Source organism: Alteromonas sp. W12, assembly GCF_001924945.1.
GTDB lineage: Bacteria > Pseudomonadota > Gammaproteobacteria > Enterobacterales > Alteromonadaceae > Alteromonas > Alteromonas macleodii.
In genome coordinates this window covers 23,775-45,301 of sequence record NZ_LQXH01000009.1, presented here as the reverse complement: position 1 = coordinate 45,301, position 21,527 = coordinate 23,775, and the positions used below count along the sequence as shown (strand labels likewise).

General features: G+C 44.6%; 20 protein-coding genes. 9 read left to right on the top strand and 11 right to left on the bottom strand.

The genetic code is table 11. The features are described 5' to 3' along the window. Positions 1-34 precede the first annotated feature (34 nt). From AWH61_RS13800 to AWH61_RS13790, 3 genes are all read left to right on the top strand, one after another. Entirely contained in the window at positions 35-802 is a 768-nt protein-coding gene (locus tag AWH61_RS13800; RefSeq protein ID WP_075177378.1) for an SDR family NAD(P)-dependent oxidoreductase, read from the top strand. A gap of 76 nt (positions 803-878) precedes the next feature. After that, on the top strand, positions 879-1,640 hold the full coding sequence (locus AWH61_RS13795; RefSeq protein WP_014949725.1) for an SDR family oxidoreductase: 762 nt from the start codon (positions 879-881) through the stop codon (positions 1,638-1,640). A gap of 25 nt (positions 1,641-1,665) precedes the next feature. Further along, on the top strand, positions 1,666-2,124 hold the full coding sequence (locus tag AWH61_RS13790; RefSeq protein WP_014949724.1) for a YaiI/YqxD family protein: 459 nt from the start codon (positions 1,666-1,668) through the stop codon (positions 2,122-2,124). A gap of 104 nt (positions 2,125-2,228) precedes the next feature. On the opposite strand, the gene AWH61_RS13785 is transcribed toward AWH61_RS13790, so the two are convergent. From AWH61_RS13785 to AWH61_RS13770, 4 genes are all read right to left on the bottom strand, one after another. Beyond that, positions 2,229-2,480, bottom strand: coding sequence for a hypothetical protein (locus AWH61_RS13785; RefSeq protein WP_014979487.1), 252 nt, complete (start codon positions 2,478-2,480; stop codon positions 2,229-2,231). 104 nt (positions 2,481-2,584) lie between these two features. Further along, positions 2,585-4,750 carry a S46 family peptidase gene (locus AWH61_RS13780; protein WP_075177377.1) on the bottom strand — a complete coding sequence of 722 codons (2,166 nt, stop codon included), beginning with the start codon at positions 4,748-4,750 and terminating at the stop codon, positions 2,585-2,587. Positions 4,751-5,036: 286 nt separating this feature from the next. Next, the gene (locus tag AWH61_RS13775) at positions 5,037-6,227 is read right to left on the bottom strand and encodes an amino acid aminotransferase (RefSeq protein ID WP_014949721.1); all 1,191 of its coding nucleotides are present in this window, start codon (positions 6,225-6,227) and stop codon (positions 5,037-5,039) included. 147 nt (positions 6,228-6,374) lie between these two features. Continuing rightward, positions 6,375-7,157 (bottom strand): NRDE family protein, encoded by a 783-nt coding sequence (locus AWH61_RS13770; RefSeq protein WP_075177376.1) that lies wholly within the window; start codon positions 7,155-7,157, stop codon positions 6,375-6,377. 241 nt (positions 7,158-7,398) lie between these two features. On the opposite strand from AWH61_RS13770, the gene AWH61_RS13765 reads away from it, so the two are divergent. Next, positions 7,399-8,034, top strand: coding sequence for a 1-acyl-sn-glycerol-3-phosphate acyltransferase (locus tag AWH61_RS13765; RefSeq protein ID WP_075177375.1), 636 nt, complete (start codon positions 7,399-7,401; stop codon positions 8,032-8,034). Positions 8,035-8,131: 97 nt separating this feature from the next. Beyond that, entirely contained in the window at positions 8,132-9,373 is a 1,242-nt protein-coding gene (locus AWH61_RS13760) for a cystathionine gamma-synthase family protein (RefSeq protein ID WP_039225530.1), read from the top strand. Between the two features lie 110 nt (positions 9,374-9,483). On the opposite strand, the gene AWH61_RS13755 is transcribed toward AWH61_RS13760, so the two are convergent. Further along, the gene (locus AWH61_RS13755) at positions 9,484-11,949 is read right to left on the bottom strand and encodes a CHRD domain-containing protein (protein ID WP_075177374.1); all 2,466 of its coding nucleotides are present in this window, start codon (positions 11,947-11,949) and stop codon (positions 9,484-9,486) included. Positions 11,950-12,188: 239 nt separating this feature from the next. Between AWH61_RS13755 and AWH61_RS13750 the strand changes: the two genes are divergently transcribed. Further along, positions 12,189-12,791 carry an FMN-dependent NADH-azoreductase gene (locus AWH61_RS13750; protein ID WP_075177373.1) on the top strand — a complete coding sequence of 201 codons (603 nt, stop codon included), beginning with the start codon at positions 12,189-12,191 and terminating at the stop codon, positions 12,789-12,791. A 170-nt stretch (positions 12,792-12,961) separates the two neighbouring features. Here the strand turns inward: AWH61_RS13750 and AWH61_RS13745 are convergent, their stop codons facing one another. Then, positions 12,962-13,516, bottom strand: a complete 555-nt coding sequence (locus AWH61_RS13745; RefSeq protein WP_014949715.1) for a glutathione peroxidase — start codon at positions 13,514-13,516, stop codon at positions 12,962-12,964. A 177-nt stretch (positions 13,517-13,693) separates the two neighbouring features. Between AWH61_RS13745 and AWH61_RS13740 the strand changes: the two genes are divergently transcribed. Beyond that, positions 13,694-16,189 carry a S9 family peptidase gene (locus AWH61_RS13740; protein ID WP_075177372.1) on the top strand — a complete coding sequence of 832 codons (2,496 nt, stop codon included), beginning with the start codon at positions 13,694-13,696 and terminating at the stop codon, positions 16,187-16,189. Positions 16,190-16,373: 184 nt separating this feature from the next. Here AWH61_RS13740 and rrtA read toward each other — a convergent pair whose 3' ends face one another. Beyond that, positions 16,374-16,964, bottom strand: a complete 591-nt coding sequence (rrtA, locus tag AWH61_RS13735) for a rhombosortase (protein ID WP_014976720.1) — start codon at positions 16,962-16,964, stop codon at positions 16,374-16,376. Between the two features lie 111 nt (positions 16,965-17,075). Here rrtA and AWH61_RS13730 point away from each other — a divergent pair, with 111 nt between their 5' ends. Together AWH61_RS13730 and ggt are read left to right on the top strand one after the other, a co-directional pair. Then, the gene (locus AWH61_RS13730; protein ID WP_230598867.1) at positions 17,076-17,840 is read left to right on the top strand and encodes an enoyl-CoA hydratase; all 765 of its coding nucleotides are present in this window, start codon (positions 17,076-17,078) and stop codon (positions 17,838-17,840) included. Between the two features lie 14 nt (positions 17,841-17,854). After that, a complete protein-coding gene (ggt, locus tag AWH61_RS13725) occupies positions 17,855-19,612 on the top strand; it encodes a gamma-glutamyltransferase (RefSeq protein WP_075177371.1) in 1,758 nt (585 codons plus the stop codon). A gap of 138 nt (positions 19,613-19,750) precedes the next feature. On the opposite strand, the gene AWH61_RS13720 is transcribed toward ggt, so the two are convergent. From AWH61_RS13720 to AWH61_RS13705, 4 genes are read right to left on the bottom strand one after another with little or no spacing between them, the layout of a single operon-like run. Further along, positions 19,751-19,936: a DUF4177 domain-containing protein gene (locus AWH61_RS13720; RefSeq protein ID WP_075177370.1), complete on the bottom strand. Its 186-nt coding sequence runs from the start codon at positions 19,934-19,936 to the stop codon at positions 19,751-19,753. Between the two features lie 39 nt (positions 19,937-19,975). Continuing rightward, positions 19,976-20,767 carry a PhzF family phenazine biosynthesis protein gene (locus AWH61_RS13715; protein ID WP_075177369.1) on the bottom strand — a complete coding sequence of 264 codons (792 nt, stop codon included), beginning with the start codon at positions 20,765-20,767 and terminating at the stop codon, positions 19,976-19,978. Next, on the bottom strand, positions 20,757-21,134 hold the full coding sequence (locus tag AWH61_RS13710) for a DUF3703 domain-containing protein (protein WP_075177368.1): 378 nt from the start codon (positions 21,132-21,134) through the stop codon (positions 20,757-20,759). The genes AWH61_RS13715 and AWH61_RS13710 overlap by 11 nt, the downstream gene beginning before the upstream one ends. Positions 21,135-21,147: 13 nt before the next feature. After that, on the bottom strand, positions 21,148-21,516 hold the full coding sequence (locus AWH61_RS13705) for an MmcQ/YjbR family DNA-binding protein (RefSeq protein ID WP_014949708.1): 369 nt from the start codon (positions 21,514-21,516) through the stop codon (positions 21,148-21,150). Between the last annotated feature and the right edge of the window lie 11 nt (positions 21,517-21,527).

The window sequence follows — 21,527 nt, the reverse complement described above, 5'->3', positions numbered from 1 at the left end:
CGTTGCGCTTGTTCACTAAATTGGAGTACAGCTAATGAATGTAGCTGCAAATGTTGAAGGTAAACATATTCTTATTACTGGTGGCGGCTCGGGGATCGGCGCTGCATCGGCCCGCGTATTGAGTGCGCGTGGTGCAACAGTTGGTATTGCCGATCTAAACGAAGAAAACGCCAAAACATTGGCTGAAGAAATTGTTGGTGCAGGTGGCAAAGCTTATGCGGTGGCAGTGGATGTTACCGAACCGGCTCAGGTCAAAGCGATGTTCGACACGGCGCTTTCTCATAATGACAAAATTGACGTAATTATTAATAACGCGGGTATCGACCATTTTCCAGCTCCGCTAACTGAAGTCGATGACGCCATGTTCATGAAGAATATTCAGGTCAACCTAGCTGGCGTGTGGTATTGCATGAAAAACGCCCTTAAGCATATGACGACGACAGGCGGTGGCCACATCATCAATATTGCCTCTGTAGCTGGATTGCGATCTGCGCCTATGATTAGTGCTTACAGCGCTTCCAAACATGGGGTAGTGGGGCTTACTAAATCGGCGGCGGTGGAATACGCAAGGGCGAACATTCGCATTAACGCTGTTTGTCCAAGCTTTGTAGATACTCCTATGGTGCAAGGCGTTTTATCAAAATTGGATGAAAGAGGCCAAAAAGGGCTTATTGGCGCAAATCCAATGAAGCGTTTGGGTAAACCGGAAGAGATTGCTAATGCCATTGCTTGGTTGTGTAGTGATGAGTCGTCATTCATGACGGGTCAGTCCGTAGTACTCGACGGTGGTATGTTGGCCTAGAGCAGGCACCGCAACAAGCGTTAATAATAGAAATTAAGCACAAAGCACTTTATCAGCAAGAATTAAGGATATGACAATGAAGAACCTTTTTGATTTAACAGGAAAAGTGGCACTGGTTACAGGTGCAAGTCGCGGTATCGGTGAGTCTATTGCCCGTTTGCTTGCCCAGTATGGCGCGCATGTAATTGTATCAAGCCGCAAAATTGACGGCTGTGAAGCCGTGGCTTCTTCAATTCGTGACGCAGGTGGTAAGGCGACAGCGTTAGCGTGTCATGTGGGTGAAATGGAGCAAATTACAGAAGCATTTAACGTCATTAAACGCGATTTTGGAAAACTGGATATTCTAGTAAACAACGCGGCAGCCAATCCTTACTTTGGGCATATCTTAGATACTGATCTTGGCGCCTACAATAAAACTGTAGACGTCAATATTCGTGGCTACTTCTTCATGTCGATTGAAGCTGGAAAAATGATGAAAGAGCAGGGTGGTGGCGTCATTCTCAACACGGCATCGGTAAATGGCGTAACACCAGGCGACATGCAAGGTATTTACTCTATTACGAAAGCTGCGGTCATCAGCATGACTAAGTCATTTGCAAAAGAGTGCGGTAGCTTGAACATTCGCGTAAACGCATTATTGCCAGGTTTAACCGATACTAAATTTGCGTCAGCGTTAACAACTAACGAGCAAATCTTGAAGCACGCGCTTAAAGTTATTCCACTAGGTCGTGTCGCTGACCCAGATGAAATGGCGGGCACGGTATTGTACTTAGTATCAGACGCTTCAACCTACACGACCGGCACGACAGTGGTGGTAGATGGTGGTATGCTAGCGTAATTAGATACAGTTACGAGATACGACCATGCATATATGGGTTGACGCCGACGCGTGCCCTGCAGTGATCAAAGACATTCTTTTTAAGGCAGCCAGACGTACCAAGCTGCCTTTGTCTTTGGTGGCTAACCATTCTATGTCTGTTCCTCCAGACAAGCACATAACCTTAACGCAAGTACCGTCAGGCTTCGATGCTGCTGACGATTATATAGTAGAGAAGTGTGAAGCGGGTGACTTGGTGATTACCAATGACATTCCATTGGCAGCTGATGTACTGGCAAAAAATGCACTAGCGTTGAATAATCGTGGTGAAGAATACGACAAGTCGTCTATCAAGCAGATACTGGGCATGCGGGATTTCATGGAAACCATGCGCTCAAGCGGCGAACACACAGGCGGCCCAAAAGCCTTCTCCCAACGTGACAAACAAAACTTCGCCAACGCACTAGACCGACTCCTCACCCAAGGCCTCCGCAACCTCAAATAAAATAATGGGGTCAGAGTACATTTCTACAGCGTGATCTGATCAGCGAAAATAATGGGGTCAGAGTACTTTAAATACTGAAAAAAGTACTCTGACCCCATTGAGTTTTAGCAATCTCCACCACCGCCATCACTGCTACAAGATGAGCTTGAGCTACTGCTTGGTGTGTATATCGCTGAGGCGCCATCGCTTTGAGAGCCTGGCGTACCGCCGCGAGTCTTGGAAATAAACGTAATTAGGAACATCAACGCACATAGTGAAATAATAGCGATAGATGCTTTCCACTCACCGGTTACAGCTCCGCTATAACACGAGTACGCAGCCACGGCTAAACTAACAAGCCTTATTAGTAACCTCATAACGATCTCCTTTTTACCGGAAGGCATTAGGGGGAAATGTACTCTGCCCCATTTTTGCCATTTTTTTTGGGGCAGAAAAGTACTCTGACCCCATTATTTGGTGGTTATTTAACGATGGTCATCTCTTCGATGAGGTTTGTTGCACCGTCAACGTATTCCATTACCCATAACATGTAGCGGCTATCTACATGGATGGTACGGGTTGTTTTCGGGTCAAAATCCCAATCAGAATTTACACTCTCGAATGTACCGTCAAACAACAGGCCGATAAGCTCTGCTTTTGCGTTAAGCGTTGCTGAGCCTGAGTTACCGCCGGTTGAATCTAAATCCGTCAGGAAGTTCACCGGCACGCTGTTAATAGCTTCTAACTTGTAAGGTCCGTATTTCTTGTCCTCAATAAGCGTAAGCTGCTTTTTAGGAGAGTCAAAAGGTGTCTCGCCCGTGTCTTTCTCAGTAATACCTTCAAGACGAGTAAACGGCTCGTAAATTAGGCCGTCTTTTGGCGAGCCGCCCATTACATTACCGTAAGTAACGCGCAGCGTACTGTTTGCATCTGGATAAGCAAGGCTGCCCAAAGATTTTTGCCACTCAATAATGGCACTCATGTATTTAGGGCGAAGCGCTGCAGCTTTACCGCTTAGCGTTTTGCTCTTATCTTCAATAGCCATCTCGGTATCGAACAGGGCAACCGCAAGTTTAATGAACGGGTCGTTGCTATTTTCGAAATCAGCGCGGCTTGCAGTTAACCATTTCAAACGTTCTTCAGTGTTAGTCAATGAAGTCTTGTCGTAAAACGCCTTTAACTTCTTCTGAAGTGTTTTTCCGTCGGTATCACCATCAATGCCTACTGCTTTATCGAACGCGGCTACTCGGTTTTCTTCTGGCTGTTCAAGGTACATACTAATCATTTTTTGCCAAACGGCCTGATCAACGGCCGGATCAAAGCGACGCTCAATACGCTCTACGCCTTCTTTCAGACGAATTTGATCGCGCTCCTGAAATCCAGATTCACGTTCTGCGTCCGGCTTTTCTTTTTCGATGGCATTGCGATAAAGGGTTTGGGCTGACGACAAGAGTTGTGCACGACTTAGGTTGTTGTACCAGAAGTTTTGCTTGTTCATTTGCATTTGTTCAGCACTAACCGCATCAAGATCGGCAAGTGCTTGCTTCATTTCACTCTTACCGTTTTTATCAAGCCATGCAGCTAGTTGCTCTTCACGCTCAGCGCGACGTGGAACAAGTCCAACGCGTTTAGCGCCAGAAAGCTGGCCCAACGTATTCTTGTGGAAGTTGTTAAGTCCCGCTAACAATGCTTCGTATTTGATACGCGCATCGCTGCCTTCTTCAGATGCACTTTCAATAGTTTTAATCCACGCGTCTACCAGTTCAAGGTAAGTGGGATATAACCAATCAAACGTGTACGACACTTGTGATAAACGCGCATAGCGATTAGTAGAGCCAGGGTAGCCCGCTGCCATAACAAAGTCGCCGTCTTCAAGTCCAGCTGCCGAAACTTTCAAGAAATGGTCAGGTTTAAACGGCACGTTCTCTTCACTGTAATCAGCGGGTTTACCGTCTTTACCCACATAAGCACGATAGAAAGAGAAGTCGCCCGTATGACGAGGCCACATCCAGTTATCTACATCACCACCGTATTTACCAATTGAATCAGCAGGCGCGTAGGCAATGCGCACGTCACGAATTTCCATTTGCTTAATTAGCTTATACTCAAGGCCTTGGAAAAATGAAGGCACAGAGCAGCGGAAGCCTGCTTCAGACTCACATTCTGCAATTAATGCTTTGCGGTTCGCTTCAATGAGGTCGTAGCGCTCGCGTCCTTGAACGTCATCGCTGATACCGCCAATGACGTTGTCGGTTACATCAGAAAAATCGACCGTAACGAACATGCGTGTACCCGGCGCGGCCGGCAGTTCTTCACCAATTTCTTTTGCTAGGAAACCATCTTTTAAATAGTTGTTTTCTGGGGTGCTGTTATATTGAACAGAGCCGCGCGCACAGTGGTGATTAGTAACGGCCAAGCCTTTGTCAGAGACAAACGATGCTGAACAGCCACCTAATGAAACAATCGCGCCCATAGGAAACGCGGTTAGGTCGTTAATACTACTAGCAGGGATTGCTAAGCCTGTTTCTTTTAAATCGCCGGCAATTGAAGGGAGTTGTTCTGGCGTGAACATGCCTTCCTTAGCATTTACTTGCATTGCACTGCCAAGTAGCGCGGCAGAAAGACAAAATACACTTACTTTAGACATGGGTGATCCTTGTTCTAGTCGTTAATCTCATTGTTAAAAGTCAATCGTAATAAATACCAAGTTAACGTGTACGTCAACATTGTTATAGTGTAACGATTATATCCTGCTTGCCCTACTAAAAAGCGTATAGCGCACCGCGTGAATTTGTTAAAAAGTGTAACTAGCCGCCACTGACAGCGTAGTTGGGGCGTTCATCGCAGAAATAGGAAGACGGGTAATTTGAAGGCAATAAAAAAGGCAGGGTGTGAACCCTGCCTTTCGAATCTTAAGAATCAATAGTTCGTACTTAAAGCACTGATACCAATGCTTTAGCAAGTGTTTCTACGTTTTCTTGGTTGATGCCCGCAATGTTCACGCGGCTAGAATCAACAAAATACACACTATGCTTTTCACGCACTTCGCGCACTTGCTCTGGAGTAATACACAAGAACGAGAACATACCTTTTTGGTCGTTTACGAAGCTAAAGTCTTTAGGCGAGCCATTATCGTGAAGGTTTTGAACTAGCATTGCACGGAGTGATTTCATGCGATCGCGCATTTCGTTCACTTCAGATACCCACTCGTTGTTAAGGGCTTCGTCAGCTAGGATAATGTCTACCAACGCGCCGCCGTAGCTCGGTGGCATAGAGTAGATGCCACGTGCGATTGACTGAATTTGACCCTGAGCAATTTTACGGGTTGCTGAATCTTCAGTAATGATGGCAGCCAAACCAACACGTTCGCGATAAAGGCCAAAGTTCTTAGAGCAAGAAGCTGCAACAATAACCTCTGGTAGGTTTTCTACCAACAAACGCATGCCGTACGCGTCTTCTTCTAAACCTTCACCAAAACCTAGGTAAGCCACATCGATGAAAGGCAGGAATTCGCGCTCTTTCGCTACTTCTAGTACTTCATCCCATTGTGCATTAGTAAGATCAGCACCTGTAGGGTTGTGACAGCAACCGTGTAGAAGAACGATATCGCCTTTTTCAGTTTTGCGAAGGGTTTCCATCATAGCGTCAAAGCGAATGCTTGCTGACGCTTTATCGAAGTACGGGTAGGTTTCGATTTTAAGACCCGCAGAGCCGATAAGTGGAATGTGGTTCGCCCATGTTGGGTCGCTTACCCATACTTTAGCGTTGTCGTTACAACGGGCAAGTAGTTCTGAAAGAATACGCAATGCACCGCAACCACCTGGAGCTTGAACCGCTGCAACGCGGTCTGCTAATAGAACGGGGCTAGTCTTACCTAATAGCAAAGACAACATACCGTCGATAAAACCTTGGTTGCCCTGAGGCGTGATGTAGGTTTTGCTAGTTTCGGTATCTAAAAGCACTTTTTGCGCTTTTGCGACACTTGAAAGAATAGGGGTATTACCTTGCTCATCTTTATATACGCCAACACCTAAATCGATTTTGTTTGGGTTGGTGTCTTCACGAAAAGCAGCTGACAGGCCAAGAATTGGATCTGGGGCGAGATGGGGTAATACTTCAAACACGATATGTCCTCACGTTACGTTGGTATGCAAAAGATAGCAGGCTGGCATTATGCCACCGATGGTAGAAAAAACGACCCCTAAAGGTTGAAAATATTTCAATTAGTCGAGGAAAGAAAACGTAAACGAAAGTTTCATTTCAAAAACACCCTAAATTGAAAAAGAAAAAGCGCGGGTTTCTTGTGCTTCGCCTTTGTCTGAAAAGCGTCGTTCTTTCCAGGTCAGCGTATTGTTTTTATCTACTAATAGCAGTGTAGAGGTGCGTGTTCCGTATTTTTCGGATTGAATAAAAATGGAAGACAACGCCTTTTCCCACTCATAGCCTACGCCCGTGTCGGGTAACAGGGCATCGTCGGCTTTATTGTCGTAACGTAAAATATCAAATAAGTCTTCATCATTAATGATGTTTTGTTTGGTGACATAATTGTTCAATGCGGTAACGCCCTGCGTGACTTTTGGCCAAGGTGTGGCAATATCCGCGTTAGACAAACCGTAGACACCAGTGTCGATAATGTGGGTCGAATTGTTTACGTTGTTGTAAACCTTAAGCGAATTTATATCTCCGAATAACAGGTTGTAGCCGTTGTATCGGTGGCGCGTTTTTTCTAGCGTTGCCAAGTATTGTGATTGTGCAACAGGCTTCATTTCGACTGAGTCGTGCTTCAGCCAGTTGGCGACTAATTCACCTCGCGATACCGCATTTTTATTGATGTTGTGTGGGTCCCTTACATTAGTAAGCGCCGCCACATATCCGTTACGCGTAACACCCATCCAGGTTCCATTAGCTTCTAAGTCTTGTCCGGCGAGCAAATGCGGGTGGCTTTTCCAGAATGAAGACGGCGCGGTTGGTCGTGCGTAAAACTCATCCCGATTCGCAGCAATGATAAGCCGGTAATCATCCCGCATATTGTTTGCGATAAATAAAATACACATAGCTATATTAAGCCCATATTCTCTAAGAATTCAAAACGCTGCATTGTTAACAATTGCGTTACAAACCCATTTTGATTAATCTTCGCCAAATTGCGCACACTCCAACGTTTTACTCTGCTAATTAATATGCGGGTACAATATGGAAAGTAAAGCGCTTTTCGTTACGGCATTCCACTTCGAAGCCTCAGAAAATAAATTAGCAAATAGATAACCTAAGTGTAGTAAGCAGAGCATAATAATAATGACGAAAACCTCACCCCCTCAAACCCACTCTCAACGGGCCAATAGTGTTAAAGTTGGAGAGCATGTCCCTCGCAAGTGGCCCAACTGGTTGTCGTCGTTTGCAGCATGGGTGCTGACAAAAAGGGGCTGGCGTGTAGAAGGTGAACTAATCAATCAGAAAAAAGCCATTTTAGCGGTAGCACCGCACACATCGAACTGGGATTTCTTTATTGGCTTGTTTGTGGTCTTCTCATTCAAGCTGAATATCAATTTCTTTGGCAAACATACTATTTTTACACCACCTTTGGGCGCTATTGTTAAAAGGCTAGGCGGCATTCCTATAGAGAGAAGTAAAGCGCATGGGGTGGTCACGTCTATAGCAAATAAGATAAAGGAAGCCGATCAATTAATACTCGCGTTAGCGCCAGAAGGTACACGAAGCCCCATTTATCCATGGAAAACAGGCTTTATGCACATTGCACGAGAAGCTGAAATTCCTATACAAGTCATTGGGTTGGACTACGCCAGAAAAATGATTGTGTTGGGGCCAATTATTCAGAAAGTGACTAACATAGATGAACAAATGCAAACTATTTATACGTTTTATGATAATGTTTGCGCAAAATATCCTAAAAACTGCATTACAAAGCCATAATCATTTCTATTGAAGTGGTAAGTACGCAACCGTATTAACTCAGAGTACTGGTGCGCGCTCGGCTCGGTCGCAAACATCTATTTTCGGAGCTTCACCCGTGACAAAATTGGGATTCACAACCCGTCAGGTTCATTCTGATCGCATGCTAAATACGCCTGAACATGGTGGTGTTCACAGCAGCACGTCTAATTCAGTTCTTTTCGAGTTTAAAGATGCGCAGGGCATCATCGATGCGTTTCAAGGTAAACGAGCTGCTCATGTTTATTCTCGTTCATCGTCACCTTCTGTGGCGGCACTGCAAAATATGCTTAATGATCTGGAAGGCGGTGTGGGTACCTTATGTTACTCAACCGGAATGGCGGCGATAAGCAGCTCGTTATTTGCTTTACTCAAAGCCGGCGACCATTTAATTGTAAGCCAATACCTATTTGGTAATACGCGAAGCTTTTTTGAAACCATTAAAGATTTTGGTGTGCAGGTTACCTACACAGATGTGACCGACATTCAGCAAGTCAAAGAAGCTTACCAGCCAAACACAAAAGGCGTTTACACCGAAACCGTAGCTAACCCTGTGACACAGGTGGCCGACCTTCACGCCATTGGTCAATTCTGTGAAGAGAAGCACATGCTGTTTATGGTTGATAACACCATGACGCCACCCCCTGTTTTTTATGCTAAAGATGTTAAAGCGTCGTTAGTGTTTTGCTCGCTGACAAAATACATTGCAGGTCACGGTAACGTTTTAGGTGGTGCTGTCATTGATACGGGTAACTATGATTGGAGTAAGTTTAGTAACCTAAAACCGGCTTATCAGGTTGCAGATACTGCACAGTGGGGCATTACGCAAATTAAAAAGAAAGGTTTACGCGATTTAGGCGCTACATTGGCACCGCAATCAGCGACGGCCATTGCCCTAGGCATGGAAACCTTAGATTTACGTTTATCACGAAGTCAGCATAATGCTATGCAGTTGGCGACGTTCCTAGATAATCACCCCAAGGTATCTAAAGTCTTTTATCCAGGTCTTGCCGACCACCCTCAGCATTTCATGGCAAGGGAATACCTAAACGACGGCTACGGCGCAATTTTGAGTTTTGACCTTATCGACGGTGCTGATCCAGTGGCGTTTTTAAACGAAATGAAGTTAGTTATTTGCGCCACGCACTTAGGGGATAATCGCACCTTAGCGCTACCAGTTGCGCCTACTATTTACTTTGAGAACACGGCAGAAGAGCGTGAGTTAATGGGTATTTCCGATACCATGCTGCGTATTTCGGTAGGTATTGAAGACACTCAGGATCTGATTGCAGATTTCGACACGGCGCTAAATACCATATAGATAAAATCTTCTTGTCTAGAAATACAAAAAAGGGGCGTTTGCCCCTTTTTTTATTTTAGGTTCATTGGGTCTCAATATAATTGAAACACAATGGGTTTAGCATTTTTTTACTAGTCAAAACCTAGCGTAATTTGTCCACGAATTTCACCGCTTGGGAATGCATCTGAGTGGAAGTTAGTGTAAAGACCTCCGTCTGCCATAACATTCATTTGCTCAGCGGTTAACGTAGTATTAGCTGGCACAGACCACATACCGCTGGTTCCGGCAGTAAGTCCAATTAAAACATCACCATTTACGCCCATTTCACCCTCGTGAATGTGAGCCATGTTTGCTGTCATACCTGTAATGGTAACGCTGCCTGACAGTGCACCTGTAGATGTATTCAAAGTAAATGCACCAGCGCCGCTTGCTGTTGTAGTTACTGCAGGCACTTCTTGTAGGCCGTTTGCGATGATGCCGTACACTTCAATATTATCAGGCGTGATTTGGCCGCGAATTTCACCACCAGTATTAGCTGCTGTATGCACATTCACATAATGACCACCTGCCAGTAGTTGCGTAGCTGTGGCTTCATCTAGTGCTATGCTTCCGTCTGTCATCCAAACGCCAGCGGTGCTTTCACTTTCCACAAGTCCTACAAGTACGTCACCATTTTCACCAGCAAACCCAGTATGAATGTGCGCCATAGTCGCATTTTCAATAGTGGTTACCGCCACAAGAGAAACGTTGTTGTTTGTGGTGTCGAAGAGCGCATAGCCAGACCCCATTGCCATGGTGTCAACTGCTGGTACCTCTTGGCTGCCGCTTAGTGAGAATGTTACTACCGCAGTTGTGTCGGGAACAATCTGACCACGCACTTCACCGTTAGGGTTAGCGGTAGTGTGAACATTTAAATACCACTCACCGCTAGTCAGCGCGTCTAAGTTGCTAGGTGAAATATTAGTTTCAGCGAGAACATAAGTACCATTACCAGCATCAGTCAGTGGGAAAGCAACCGGACCATTCATACCAATGCCGCCATCGTGTACGTGTACACCAGTAACATCCGTTAAGCCTGATACGTCAACACTTACGCTAAACGCAGGTAAGTCTTCGTCAATTTCGACCACTGCAGTTGCCATAGACATAGTAGTAACGGCAGGCACTTCTTGTGACCCACTTAAGTTTACATTGTAAGTCATGTCAGCATTAAAAGCTGGTGGAGGTGGTGCTAGGCCATCAAGCAACGCTAACTGAGGTAAATCACCTTCCATCGCGCCATCTAGTGCGATAGCTGTGTAAATCTCACCATTCTCAAGCGTTAAAACGCCTGTTTCGATTGCCGCTGTTTTGGTGCCTGTTGGTGTAACCGTAACTACGTAGTCACCTTCTGCAAGACTTACGTAACCTGTTTCAACAAGCTCGCCAGTCTCATAGGCAATATCGGCAAATGCTGGGTCAACCGCATCAATTTCACCATCTGCGGTTACGTAAATATCGACGTTACCCGCTGAAGGTGAAGCATGTACAATACGCACTTTCGATTCAGTCGCTACGGAGCGGGGCATATCAACAAGCACATCAAGTTCTGGTGCAGCCAAAACGTTGTTTGCGATAGCGGTATAAGACATACCTACTTCTAACGTCAACTCAGCATCGTCAATTGCCACAACACTGTTGTCGCTATCGGCTACAACGTCAATGAGATAGTCACCGGCTGCAACAGACAAATAGTCTGTGGTGCGCGGGAACTGTATTCCGTCCACCAATACTATTTCGTTATTTGCTACAACATCAACCGCTGGTGCGTCGCTGATACCGTGCACAACGCGGATAGCAGCACCTGCTTCTGCATCCCAAATCTTGAAGCTTCCATCACCGTCTGCGGCCAGTAATGTTACTGGTGAATCGCCGGTACCTACGTTATTAGTAGCAGCGATAAGCAAATCGGCACCGTCTGCAAGGTTTACCGTACCAGAGTCGTATACAACTGTTGTCTCACCGGCCGGTGTAATACGAATTTGATAATCGCCCGCAGGTACTTGAATTAAATCGGTTGCGTCAGTAAATTCAGCAGTAACAAGCGGCTGCTCGGCAGTGATATCTGTATCTGGTGCCGTAACATAAATATCTACCATAGGTGCCATTGATGCTGCATGTACAATCTGTACTTGAGCATTACCCGCGTCAACTGCGGTTTCCATACTGGTCACTGTTAAAAGCGATAACGACTCATCGCCAACATTACCTACGGCAAAAATATCGTAGTTCATGTCAGCTTCTAAAGTAACGTCAGCTTGCAACACTTCAGCGTTTTCACCTGGAAGAATGCCTGTAACACCAATATCGTACATGCCTGTCTCGACCTCGAAGCGAGATGAAGCGACTTGGTAATCAACGCTTTCGAGATCGTTGAGTATGGCGTCGTTAGCAGTGATGTTTACCATTGGTGCGTCTGATGCTGCGTGAACAACTCGAACGTTTGCGTATTCCGGGGCGGGTGTGGGCTCTTGTACGACATCGTCGTCGTCATCCGAGCAGCCAATTAAAAACAGTGGTAATATTGAACATGCAAGGAGCGCTTTGGTCCTTCTCATATTTTGTATCCTCTTAATTGTGTTGTGGCAAACTCGGTTACGCTGAGCAAATAAGAGAAGATCAACCTCCTTGCAACATTAACGTAATGTAATGCTTTCAATAATTTCACATTTACTCTGTTCCTTGGCAGTTTGTTCTACAAAATAGAACGAAGCCTTCATGTTTTTGATATTTTCATCCCACCCGATTGCCGTAATATAGCCATATATTATCGAAACAACGAATATTGGAGTTCGGCATGAAAAAAGTACTGGCTATATTTTCCAGCCTAAATGGCAACCAAGGTAATTCTTCAAAGCTTGCAAACGAGTACCTTTCAAAAATCGAGAATGACGGTTCTGTGCACATTAACCGCGTGGATGTTGCCTCTCTGGCATTGCCTCATTTAACAGGTGAAGAAATGCAGGCGTGGATGACTGAGGCGTCTGAGCGAAATGAATCACAACAGGCATTGGCAAAAGTCTCTGATGACATTGTTGAAGCAGTAAAAGGGGCTGACAAAATAGTGCTAGCCGTGCCAATGTACAACTTTGGCATCCCATCGAGCTTAAAAGCTTACTTCGACCGTATTGCAAGAGCTGGTATAACATTTAAGTATACCGAGACAGGTCCTGTCGGATTGCTAGAAAATAAATCAGCGACTGTTTTTGCCGCGCGTGGTGGTGTGTATGCAGGTTCAGACTTTGATACGCAAACGCCGTATTTAAAACACTTTTTAAATTTTGTTGGTATCAGTGACGTTAAATTCGTTTACGCTGAAGGACTTAACATGGGCGAAGAGCAAGCAAACAAGGCTTTTTCTGAAGCAAGCGAAAAAATTATTGAACTAACCAACAACTAAACACACTAAATTAATGCAGTTAGCTAAAACGTAGGAAGTATGTTTTCAGCTAAAAGTGTGTTCCAAGTTGAGTGTGCTTGATTGCCCCGCGTGTTACGCGGGGCTTTTTTATGCGCGGCTTTTAGATTCTCGTTTGGTGTGACCTATAGGCAGCGTTGATATTCGCGGTTTTATTCGCTTTTGAGGAGTGCCTCTATGTCAGCGATAAAAGCCGGATCAGTGGGCTTTGTTGAACTAGGGTAGTGGGTTATTTGCTTACCAGAGCTGTCAATAAGGTACTTATTAAAGTTCCATGATGGCGCTTTGCCGGTGGCGGTTTTTAGCATTCTATACATAGGATCGGCGTCTTCACCTTTTACCGATATCGGTTCAAACATCGGAAACTTTACGCCATAAGTCAATTCACACAGTTCTGCCGTTTTGCCTTCATCATTATCTTCTTGGTTAAAATCGTGCGAGGGGAAGCCAAGTACAACAAAATCTTTGTCTTTGTAGTCACTATAAAGGGCTTCTAAACCTTCAAATTGTGGCGTGTAGCCGCAATAGCTGGCTGTGTTCACCACTAAAAGGGTCTTTCCGGCATATTCGTTACACAAATTCACCGTTTCTTGTGAGTTGAGCTTACGCTTCATGAACTTTAGTACGCTGGGGCACTCGCTCGCAAAGCTAGGAGTCGTGAAAAAGCTGAGCGCAAGCAACGCAGGTACAAAACCTTTCGCTTTCATAGTGTTTTACCTCATCAGTGAATTTTTGTTATTTTGTTCAGGCCGACAGACCAGTTTCACAACCATAAACGCAGATGGTTTACGTTTGGTTCACTATCTCAATCGATGAACGTTAGCGTATTAGTAACTGCTCTGCGTATAATGTTAACGTTTTTTACATAACAACGACTTAAAATAATGAAAAAATACTCTTCTTTACTCATCGCGGCTAGCGTTACTTTTGCGTTGGGCGGATGTGCAAGCACGACTAACGAACTATCTAGCCAAGCAGCGTCTACATCGCTTCCTGCTGCTACTGTCCAGCAAACCGTTACACCCGATGTCGCGCCTCAGAACAGCGTGAAAAATGGTGAAATTACTTTAAAGCAAATAATGTCAGACCCTCAATGGATGGGCGCGCTACCCGAAGGTATGGGGTGGTCGGTCAATGGCGATAAAATTGTTTTTGAAAAAGAAAGACAGAATAGCGCGTTAACAGATGTTTATGTTGCTGAACTCTCAAACCCTGCAAATGCCGTAAAAGCGCCATTATCAGATTTACACAAGTATCGTTTTGACGAACGTGTAGTAAGAAATGATGGTGTAATTGCTTATTCATTTGAAGACAGTGTTTATGTGCAATTTACCAACGGTGAAACCGTGCGTATCGCGCGTGGCGGGAATGCGCTGTCAACGCTTTCATTTATGACTGATGGCCGCTTAATGGCGTTAAGCGGTAACAAATTTATTGCTATAGACCTATCTAACGGCACCCGCGAAGAATTATTGAGCTGGGAGTTTAGCGACGAACCCAAAGCGGTTGAGCCGCCTAAAGATTATATTGCCGAGCAGCAGCAGTCGCTGGTGGAATACATCAAACTACAGCGCAAAAACAGGCAAGAAAAAGACGACGCGCATAAAGCGTTGGCCAAAGAAAACAGCAGTGTAGCACCTACGCCTTTTTACTTTGATAAGTCGCATCGACTAGCGGGTATTAGCGTATCACCTGCGGGTAACTTCGCGGTAGTCGCCACCACGGAAAGTAAGCCGACTCGTGATGACAGCGACATCATGCCGCATTATATCCAAGAAGACAGCCGTATTGCCGCAAAACCCGTACGCCAACGTGTTGCAGATGCAGAATCGGTAAATCATGAACTGTGGCTGCTTAATTTGAAAACAGGCGAGAAGAGTGAACTTAAGTACTTTAATTTGCCTGGATACAATGACGACGTACTTGCAGATGTAAAAGAAGAAAACGCGAAAGCAAAAGGCGAGACCTATGAAGTTAATCGTTTGCCACGCGACATTACCTTACTGCAAAGCTGGTATTGGACTAAGCCTTCGATTCGCTGGCACAAAAACGGTAACGCTGTTGCCGTTATGCTAGAAGCGTGGGACAACAAAGACCGATGGATTGCAACGGTCGACTTAGCGAATAAAACGCTAGAAAACCAACATAGGCTTCATGACGATGCGTGGGTAAACTACCGTTTCAACGCATTTGATTGGCTAAATGACAGCGAAACACTTTACTATCAGTCTGAGCATACTGGTTACTCTCACTTATACGTTCAAAAGCCTGGCGAGAAACCTGTCGCGCTAACCAGCGGCCGTTTTATTGTTGACGACTTAACGCTTTCTAGCGATGACAATTATATCTACTTTAAAGCTAATATGGAGCACCCGGGGCTTTACGAAGTTTATCGTGCAGATTTAAGTGATAATACCATCGATACCATGACTGATTTGAATGGTATGACAGACTACTCACTTAGCCCTAATGGTAAAAATTTGCTGCTAAGCCATAGCAAGGTGAATCAACCACAAGAGCTTTACATTAAGCCAGCAAACGAAACAACAGCGGCAAAGCAAATCACGCAAAGCACCAGTGCAGATTTTAATGCACTTCCATGGGCGGTGCCTAACATCGTTGCTATTGAATCGTCGCATACCGATGCACCTATTTACGCACGAGTATATTTACCGGAAAATTACGACAAGTCGGCACCAAATAAAGCGGTAGTGTTTAATCACGGTGCAGGCTATTTGCAAAACGCCCATATGGGGTGGTCTGGTTACTTCCGAGAATACATGTTCCATAGCATGCTCGTGCAGCAAGGCTATGTCGTACTAGATATGGACTATCGCGCTAGTGCTGGCTACGGGCGTGATTGGCGAACCGCTATTTATCGTCAAATGGGTACGCCTGAAGTGCAAGATTTGCGTGATGGTGTTAACTGGCTTGTTGAAAATGCAAATGTAGATCGTGAGCGTATTGGCACATACGGCGGTTCATACGGCGGCTTCTTAACCTTTATGTCTATGTTTACCGCGCCAGATCTGTTTGCGGCAGGTGCAGCACTTCGTCCGGTAACCGATTGGGCTCATTACAACACGCCATATACGGCTAATATTCTGAATACGCCTGATATCGACCCCATTGCGTTTGAGCGTAGCTCGCCGATTTATTTTGCCGATGGACTAGAAAAGCCTTTGCTTATCAATGCGCCAATGGTTGATGACAACGTGTTTTTCCACGACACCGTGCGATTGGTACAGCGTCTTATCGAGCTTGAGAAAGAAGATTTTGAAACGGCCATTTATCCGGTAGAGCCTCATGGCTTTGTGCAGCCAAGCTCTTGGCTTGATGAATACCGCCGTATCTATAAGTTATTTGAAGAAAACTTATAAGCAAAGCCTTTACTTGAATCGCCTAACGTCTAAGAAGCGCTGGGTTGCTCATAAAGTAATAGGTATACAGCAAAAGGCCCAAATTCAATGAATTCGGGCCCTTTTTTAGATCTTCTTTTTTGCTTCAGCACGTTAATCTGTTTTAACAAATCAAAATGCGCAAAAAGAGTGACGCTATATCGCTCTAGTTTCTATTTTTTTTCGCCGTAATGAACATAAGTAAAAAGATTGCGATACCCGTAAGCGCACCGAATAAATGCGCGTCTACGGCAACTTTTGCGTCAATAAGGTTTGCAACTTGTTCACTACTACCGTCTATTTGCTCGTATCCCACTTTAATCGCTAACCCAATAAGTAGTAACCAGCCCGACTTCATCTTCTCTTTTATATCAACACAGGCGCCCCATGCGAAAATACCGTGTAATGCGCCAGACAAACCCGCGTACCATATTAGATCTGGAGAGAAGAAATAAAGCCCGACACTGGTTCCCAAACAGCACCACACAAAAACTTTTAAATACAAACCAAGGCGATAATGTTCACCATGGAGTGCCCACAATAAAGCCAGACCTGCTAAATTTAAAAGTAGGTGGTAGCCATTGGTATGCACGATATTGCCGCTGACTATTCGCCAAGTTTCTAGACCTTGAATGGCGTACCTGTCGTAAGCCAAATAATTGCCAGACATAGGCTCAAAGAAAAACGCGACAACGGAGCATAGCGCAATAAATAAAGGACCAGCGCTATACTTAAGCGAAAACGGCAGTGACATCATCAGTGTTAGTTATTTTTGAAATTAGAATTTGCTGGCTATGATACAGAAATTGCCTACAGGGTGAAAACTGAAGTACGCCCAAAACAAAAAGACGACAGTAAAGGAGTAATTATGTCTTACATTATTACCGAAACAAATCAGCAATGCTTAACCATTACACTTAACCGAACCGATAAGAAAAATGCGTTAACACGCGACATGTATCAAGAAATGGCGAATGCCATATTAGGTGTTAAGAACGATGGCTCAACCAAAGTGGTGGTTATTAAAGGCGCGGGCGATTGTTTTACTGCAGGAAATGACATTGGAGACTTCGCACAGCAACAAGATCACGCTCAGGTGCCAGAAACAGCTGCCTTTATGCGAGCTTTGGCTGCATGTAATTTACCGGTTATTGCACAAGTTCACGGATTAGCAGTGGGCATAGGCACAACGCTTTTACTTCATTGCGATTTTGTTTACGCCACTCCAGATACCCGATTTGTTCTACCATTCATCAACTTAGGGCTTGTTCCTGAATATGCATCAAGTTATCTTTTGCCTAAGGTTGCAGGTCATATAAAGGCGGCAGAGTGGCTAATGCTGGGCGAACCCTTTACCTCTGCTGATGCCTATCAATTTGGTATTCTGACAAAAATTGTCGACGCTCACGAAATAGATCAAACGGTTCAAACAACGGTAGAGAAACTCGTCGCCAAGCCTTCATTTTCGCTTAAACAAACAAAAGCGCTATTAAAAGGTGACGGAGAGCGAACAAACCAACAAATGAACGAAGAGTTTGATATATTTTTAGAAGCGTTGGGCACAACCGCAGCTCAAGAAGCGTTTGATGCGTTTCTTAAAAAACGCCCAATAAACCCCGAAAAATTTAAATAAGAGGAAGTAATATTTTGAGACGCAGTGCTTTTTTCAGAGCTTCATTGGTAACTCTTGCATTATCTAGCTGTTTTATTTTTGGTGCGAACGCGAAGCAAACACGTGAAGTCGGAGAACCAGAAGCAGCAACAGGCTACATAGAGAAAAAGGCATTTGAAGCCGAAGATTATATGGTTGTAGCGGCAAATCCCTATGCGTCTTGGGCGGGAAAGAATATTTTAGAAAAGGGCGGAAGCGCGATTGACGCAGCGGTGGCTGTACAATCGATGCTTTCGCTGGTTGAACCACAATCGTCAGGTATTGGTGGTGGTGCGTTTATCCTTTATTGGGATAATAAGAACAAAGTACTTCACACCTTTGACGGCCGTGAAACAGCACCGAAAGCTGTCAATTCTCATTGGTTTATTGAAGGTAATAAACCAATGCGCTGGTTAGATGCCGTAGTAGGCGGTAAGTCAGTTGGCGTGCCTGGAGCAGTAAAAGCGCTAGAAATGGCTCAGGGCGAGTTCGGCAAGCTGCCTTGGAATACGCTGTTCGACGATACAATCAAAACAGCTGAAGACGGCTTTAAAGTATCGCCGCGTTTAGCCAAACTTGTTGCATTAGACTATCACCCTGGCCTGAAAACTTTTCCTGCAAGCTCTACTTACTTCTTCCCGGCAGGCCTGCCGTTAAAAGAAGGCACGGTAAAGAAAAATAAGAAGCTGGCTAAAACCTTAAGAGGTATTGCTGAAAAAGGCAGCGATTATTTACTGAAAGGCGAAGTTGCCGAAAAAATAGTGGAAGCGGTTAATAATGCGGAGATTAACCCTGGCCAAATGTCGTTGGAAGACTTAGCAAGCTACGAACCAGTAAAACGTGAACCCGTATGTGGCCTGTACCACGAAAAACGCATTTGCGGTATGGCACCACCTAGCTCAGGTGGCGTAAACGTTTATCAAATTCTAAAAATGTTAGAAGGTTTTAACCTTAGTCAATACGCACCGGAGTCAGTAGAGTTTGCCAACCTATATACGCAAGCAAGTGCGCTTTCATATGCCGACCGCGAGAAGTTCATAGCGGATAGCGATTTTACTAACTTGCCGTTTGCGGCCATGATTAATACCGCTTATCTTCAGCGCCGTGCCGAGAGTATTGCTGTTGATAAAGAGTGGCGCCGCAAACGCGCGGGTAATCCTTACGCCGATGCGAGTGTAGCACTTGGTACGTCAATGGAGCTGCCCAATACCTCACACGTTTCTATAGTAGACAAAGAGGGTAATGCAGTATCAATGACTACCAGCATTGAATTCATGTTTGGTTCTGGGATTATGGTAGAAGGCTTCCTGCTTAATAATCAGCTTACCGACTTTTCATTTTCGCCAACCAAAAACCGTTTTCCAGTACCAAATCGCGTAGAGCCTGGTAAGCGTCCTAGAAGTGCTATGAGCCCTACAATGGTGTTCGACAAAGAAGGGAATTTAGAGGTGGTTGTAGGCTCGCCGGGCGGCTCTAGAATTGTAAGCTACGTCGCTCAAACCCTAATTGGAGTTTTAGACTTTGGCTTGGATATTCAGCAAGCCATCAATCTTCCTAAAATTACTAATCGAAACGACTATACGGCGTTAGAGAAGGGCACACCAATAGCTGAGCTTGAAGAGCCGTTAAAGGCACTCGGCCATAACGTTAAAGTAGTGGATTTAAACAGCGGTCTTCATGGCATTCAGTTTAAATCAGGTAAATTAATTGGCGGCGCAGATCCTCGTAGAGAAGGCATTGCAGTAGGGCGCTAATTTGGCGTTTGCCTAGTTAAAACTAGATGCAGCAATGCGCTGTTGAGTGAGTGAAAGCGGAAGGTTAGATATCTTCCGCTTTTTTGTTTGCGCTGCGGGAGTGTAAATAAAATGGTCTGCTCTTTCTAGCTTCTACTCTTAACTATTCGATTTTTCAAGAAGGAGTAATACCGAACGAACATGTGCAGAAAAAGACGACACTGGTGTTATTTGAATGACACGCCAGCCCTGATTGTTGTATTTGGTAACTTCTTCGTTAAGGGTGTCTAAATTAAGTTGGCTAGACCAAAAGTTTCGAGTTTTAAATTCAACGACTTTTTGCATTTATTTATAGTTCCTTCTACAGCTTTATTCTTTAAATTGTTAGATAGTAATATAACCTTCAAGGTAAGACACCGCTTGGCCAGAAATAAGCACGCGGTCACCTTCCACCTCACATTTTAATGTGCCGCCTCGTTTAGATGCCTGATAAGCCATAAGTTTTGATCGTCCAAATACTTTTCCCCAATAAGGCGCTAGCCCAGTGTGGATTGAACCGGTAACCGGGTCTTCATCACCGCCGTTCGCAGGCCAAAAATAACGCGAAACAAAATCAAATTGCGTACCAGGCGCTGTCACTACCACATCATAAGGCGCTAGTGTTTTTAGTTGTTCGCTGTCTTGAATTACGCTTAAAACGTCGTCTTCGTCAGAATAAACAGCAAAGTAAGCTTGGTTATTTTTTAAAATGCTTTTGGGCTTGATAGAAAGCCCTTGTAGTAACGCTTCAGGAACATCGTTGACTGGGTGGGGCATTCTATTAGGGAAGTCCATTTGAATGAATCCGTCGTCTTTCTTGACGACTTTCATCATCCCAACCGACTTGGCGAATAGAGAAATGTGCGGTAGTTGGTAATTTTCGCTAAAAATGACAAACGCAGAAGCTAAAGTAGCATGACCACAAAAATCGATTTCCGTCACAGGGGAAAACCAGCGGATAGCGAATATACCGTTATCATCTTCAACTAAAAAAGCAGTTTCAGAAAGGTTATTCTCAGCAGCGATTTCCTGCATTTTTTCATCGCTAAGCCATTTTCCGGTGATAACCACCGCGGCAGGGTTACCTTTAAACCTTACGCTGGTGAACGCATCAACAACGTTAATTCTAATTTTCATAAGAACGCGCTTTTTTTAATATTCTGTCTAGTTCGGGTTTAATTGGCATTACCTTAAATGGGCTCACATTAGTACCGCCCGTATTTCCCGTAGGCACTAAACCAAAAGCGGTTTTTGTGGCAGCGCCCGCAATTCTGAAAAGTTGACCAAAAAACTCACCAATATTGCCTTGTTTCACTGCCCATAAAAGCATTTGAACGTGTACTTTAACGTGTAGCCTTGTAGAGGCTTGACCAAGAACGTGGGCATTTTCTAAGTGTGAAAAAGCACACTGTTGGCTGTTTTGGTTTTGCTTTCTATGAGCTAGCGCTAGTTCAGCTTCTACATAAGGGCGAATATTGCGCGTAAAGCCTTTTGCTTTAAACATGGTGTAAGCACCTTTATTGAGGTTGATTTAAACCAAGCTCTTTTTGCATTTTCTTGGTTAACCCTAACGATACTAGTTTATAAGATGCGCTTAAATAGTATTTTAACGCTTCATCTTCATCACTCTCGCAATTGTACTGTTGTATCCATTTCATTCCACGACTAGCGAGATAGGGCGCAGGCCTATAGCCAGGCTTTTCTTCCAGAAAATAATAGTTTTGCTCAGATGTTTTAAAGGTAAAAGCAGGGTGTCCGTCCTTGCTAATGCTCCCTATAGCAAAGACTTTACCACCTACTTTCCATACTTCTGAATTCCCCCACTGAACGACGTGAGTAGTGTGGGGGAGTGCTTTGCAATAGTGATTGAATTCATCAATGGTCATATGATTCTATT

Excerpts from the sequence above, each read along its gene's own strand:
- AWH61_RS13800 (WP_075177378.1), top strand. The coding sequence starts at position 35 with ATGAATGTAGCTGCAAATGTTGAAGGTAAACATATTCTTATTACTGGT.
- AWH61_RS13795 (WP_014949725.1), top strand. The coding sequence starts at position 879 with ATGAAGAACCTTTTTGATTTAACAGGAAAAGTGGCACTGGTTACAGGT.
- AWH61_RS13790 (WP_014949724.1), top strand. The coding sequence starts at position 1,666 with ATGCATATATGGGTTGACGCCGACGCGTGCCCTGCAGTGATCAAAGAC.
- AWH61_RS13785 (WP_014979487.1), bottom strand. The coding sequence starts at position 2,480 with ATGAGGTTACTAATAAGGCTTGTTAGTTTAGCCGTGGCTGCGTACTCG.
- AWH61_RS13780 (WP_075177377.1), bottom strand. The coding sequence starts at position 4,750 with ATGTCTAAAGTAAGTGTATTTTGTCTTTCTGCCGCGCTACTTGGCAGT.
- AWH61_RS13770 (WP_075177376.1), bottom strand. The coding sequence starts at position 7,157 with ATGTGTATTTTATTTATCGCAAACAATATGCGGGATGATTACCGGCTT.
- AWH61_RS13765 (WP_075177375.1), top strand. The coding sequence starts at position 7,399 with ATGACGAAAACCTCACCCCCTCAAACCCACTCTCAACGGGCCAATAGT.
- AWH61_RS13755 (WP_075177374.1), bottom strand. The coding sequence starts at position 11,949 with ATGAGAAGGACCAAAGCGCTCCTTGCATGTTCAATATTACCACTGTTT.
- AWH61_RS13750 (WP_075177373.1), top strand. The coding sequence starts at position 12,189 with ATGAAAAAAGTACTGGCTATATTTTCCAGCCTAAATGGCAACCAAGGT.
- AWH61_RS13745 (WP_014949715.1), bottom strand. The coding sequence starts at position 13,516 with ATGAAAGCGAAAGGTTTTGTACCTGCGTTGCTTGCGCTCAGCTTTTTC.
- AWH61_RS13740 (WP_075177372.1), top strand. The coding sequence starts at position 13,694 with ATGAAAAAATACTCTTCTTTACTCATCGCGGCTAGCGTTACTTTTGCG.
- rrtA (WP_014976720.1), bottom strand. The coding sequence starts at position 16,964 with ATGATGTCACTGCCGTTTTCGCTTAAGTATAGCGCTGGTCCTTTATTT.
- AWH61_RS13730 (WP_230598867.1), top strand. The coding sequence starts at position 17,076 with ATGTCTTACATTATTACCGAAACAAATCAGCAATGCTTAACCATTACA.
- AWH61_RS13720 (WP_075177370.1), bottom strand. The coding sequence starts at position 19,936 with ATGCAAAAAGTCGTTGAATTTAAAACTCGAAACTTTTGGTCTAGCCAA.
- AWH61_RS13715 (WP_075177369.1), bottom strand. The coding sequence starts at position 20,767 with ATGAAAATTAGAATTAACGTTGTTGATGCGTTCACCAGCGTAAGGTTT.
- AWH61_RS13710 (WP_075177368.1), bottom strand. The coding sequence starts at position 21,134 with ATGTTTAAAGCAAAAGGCTTTACGCGCAATATTCGCCCTTATGTAGAA.
- AWH61_RS13705 (WP_014949708.1), bottom strand. The coding sequence starts at position 21,516 with ATGACCATTGATGAATTCAATCACTATTGCAAAGCACTCCCCCACACT.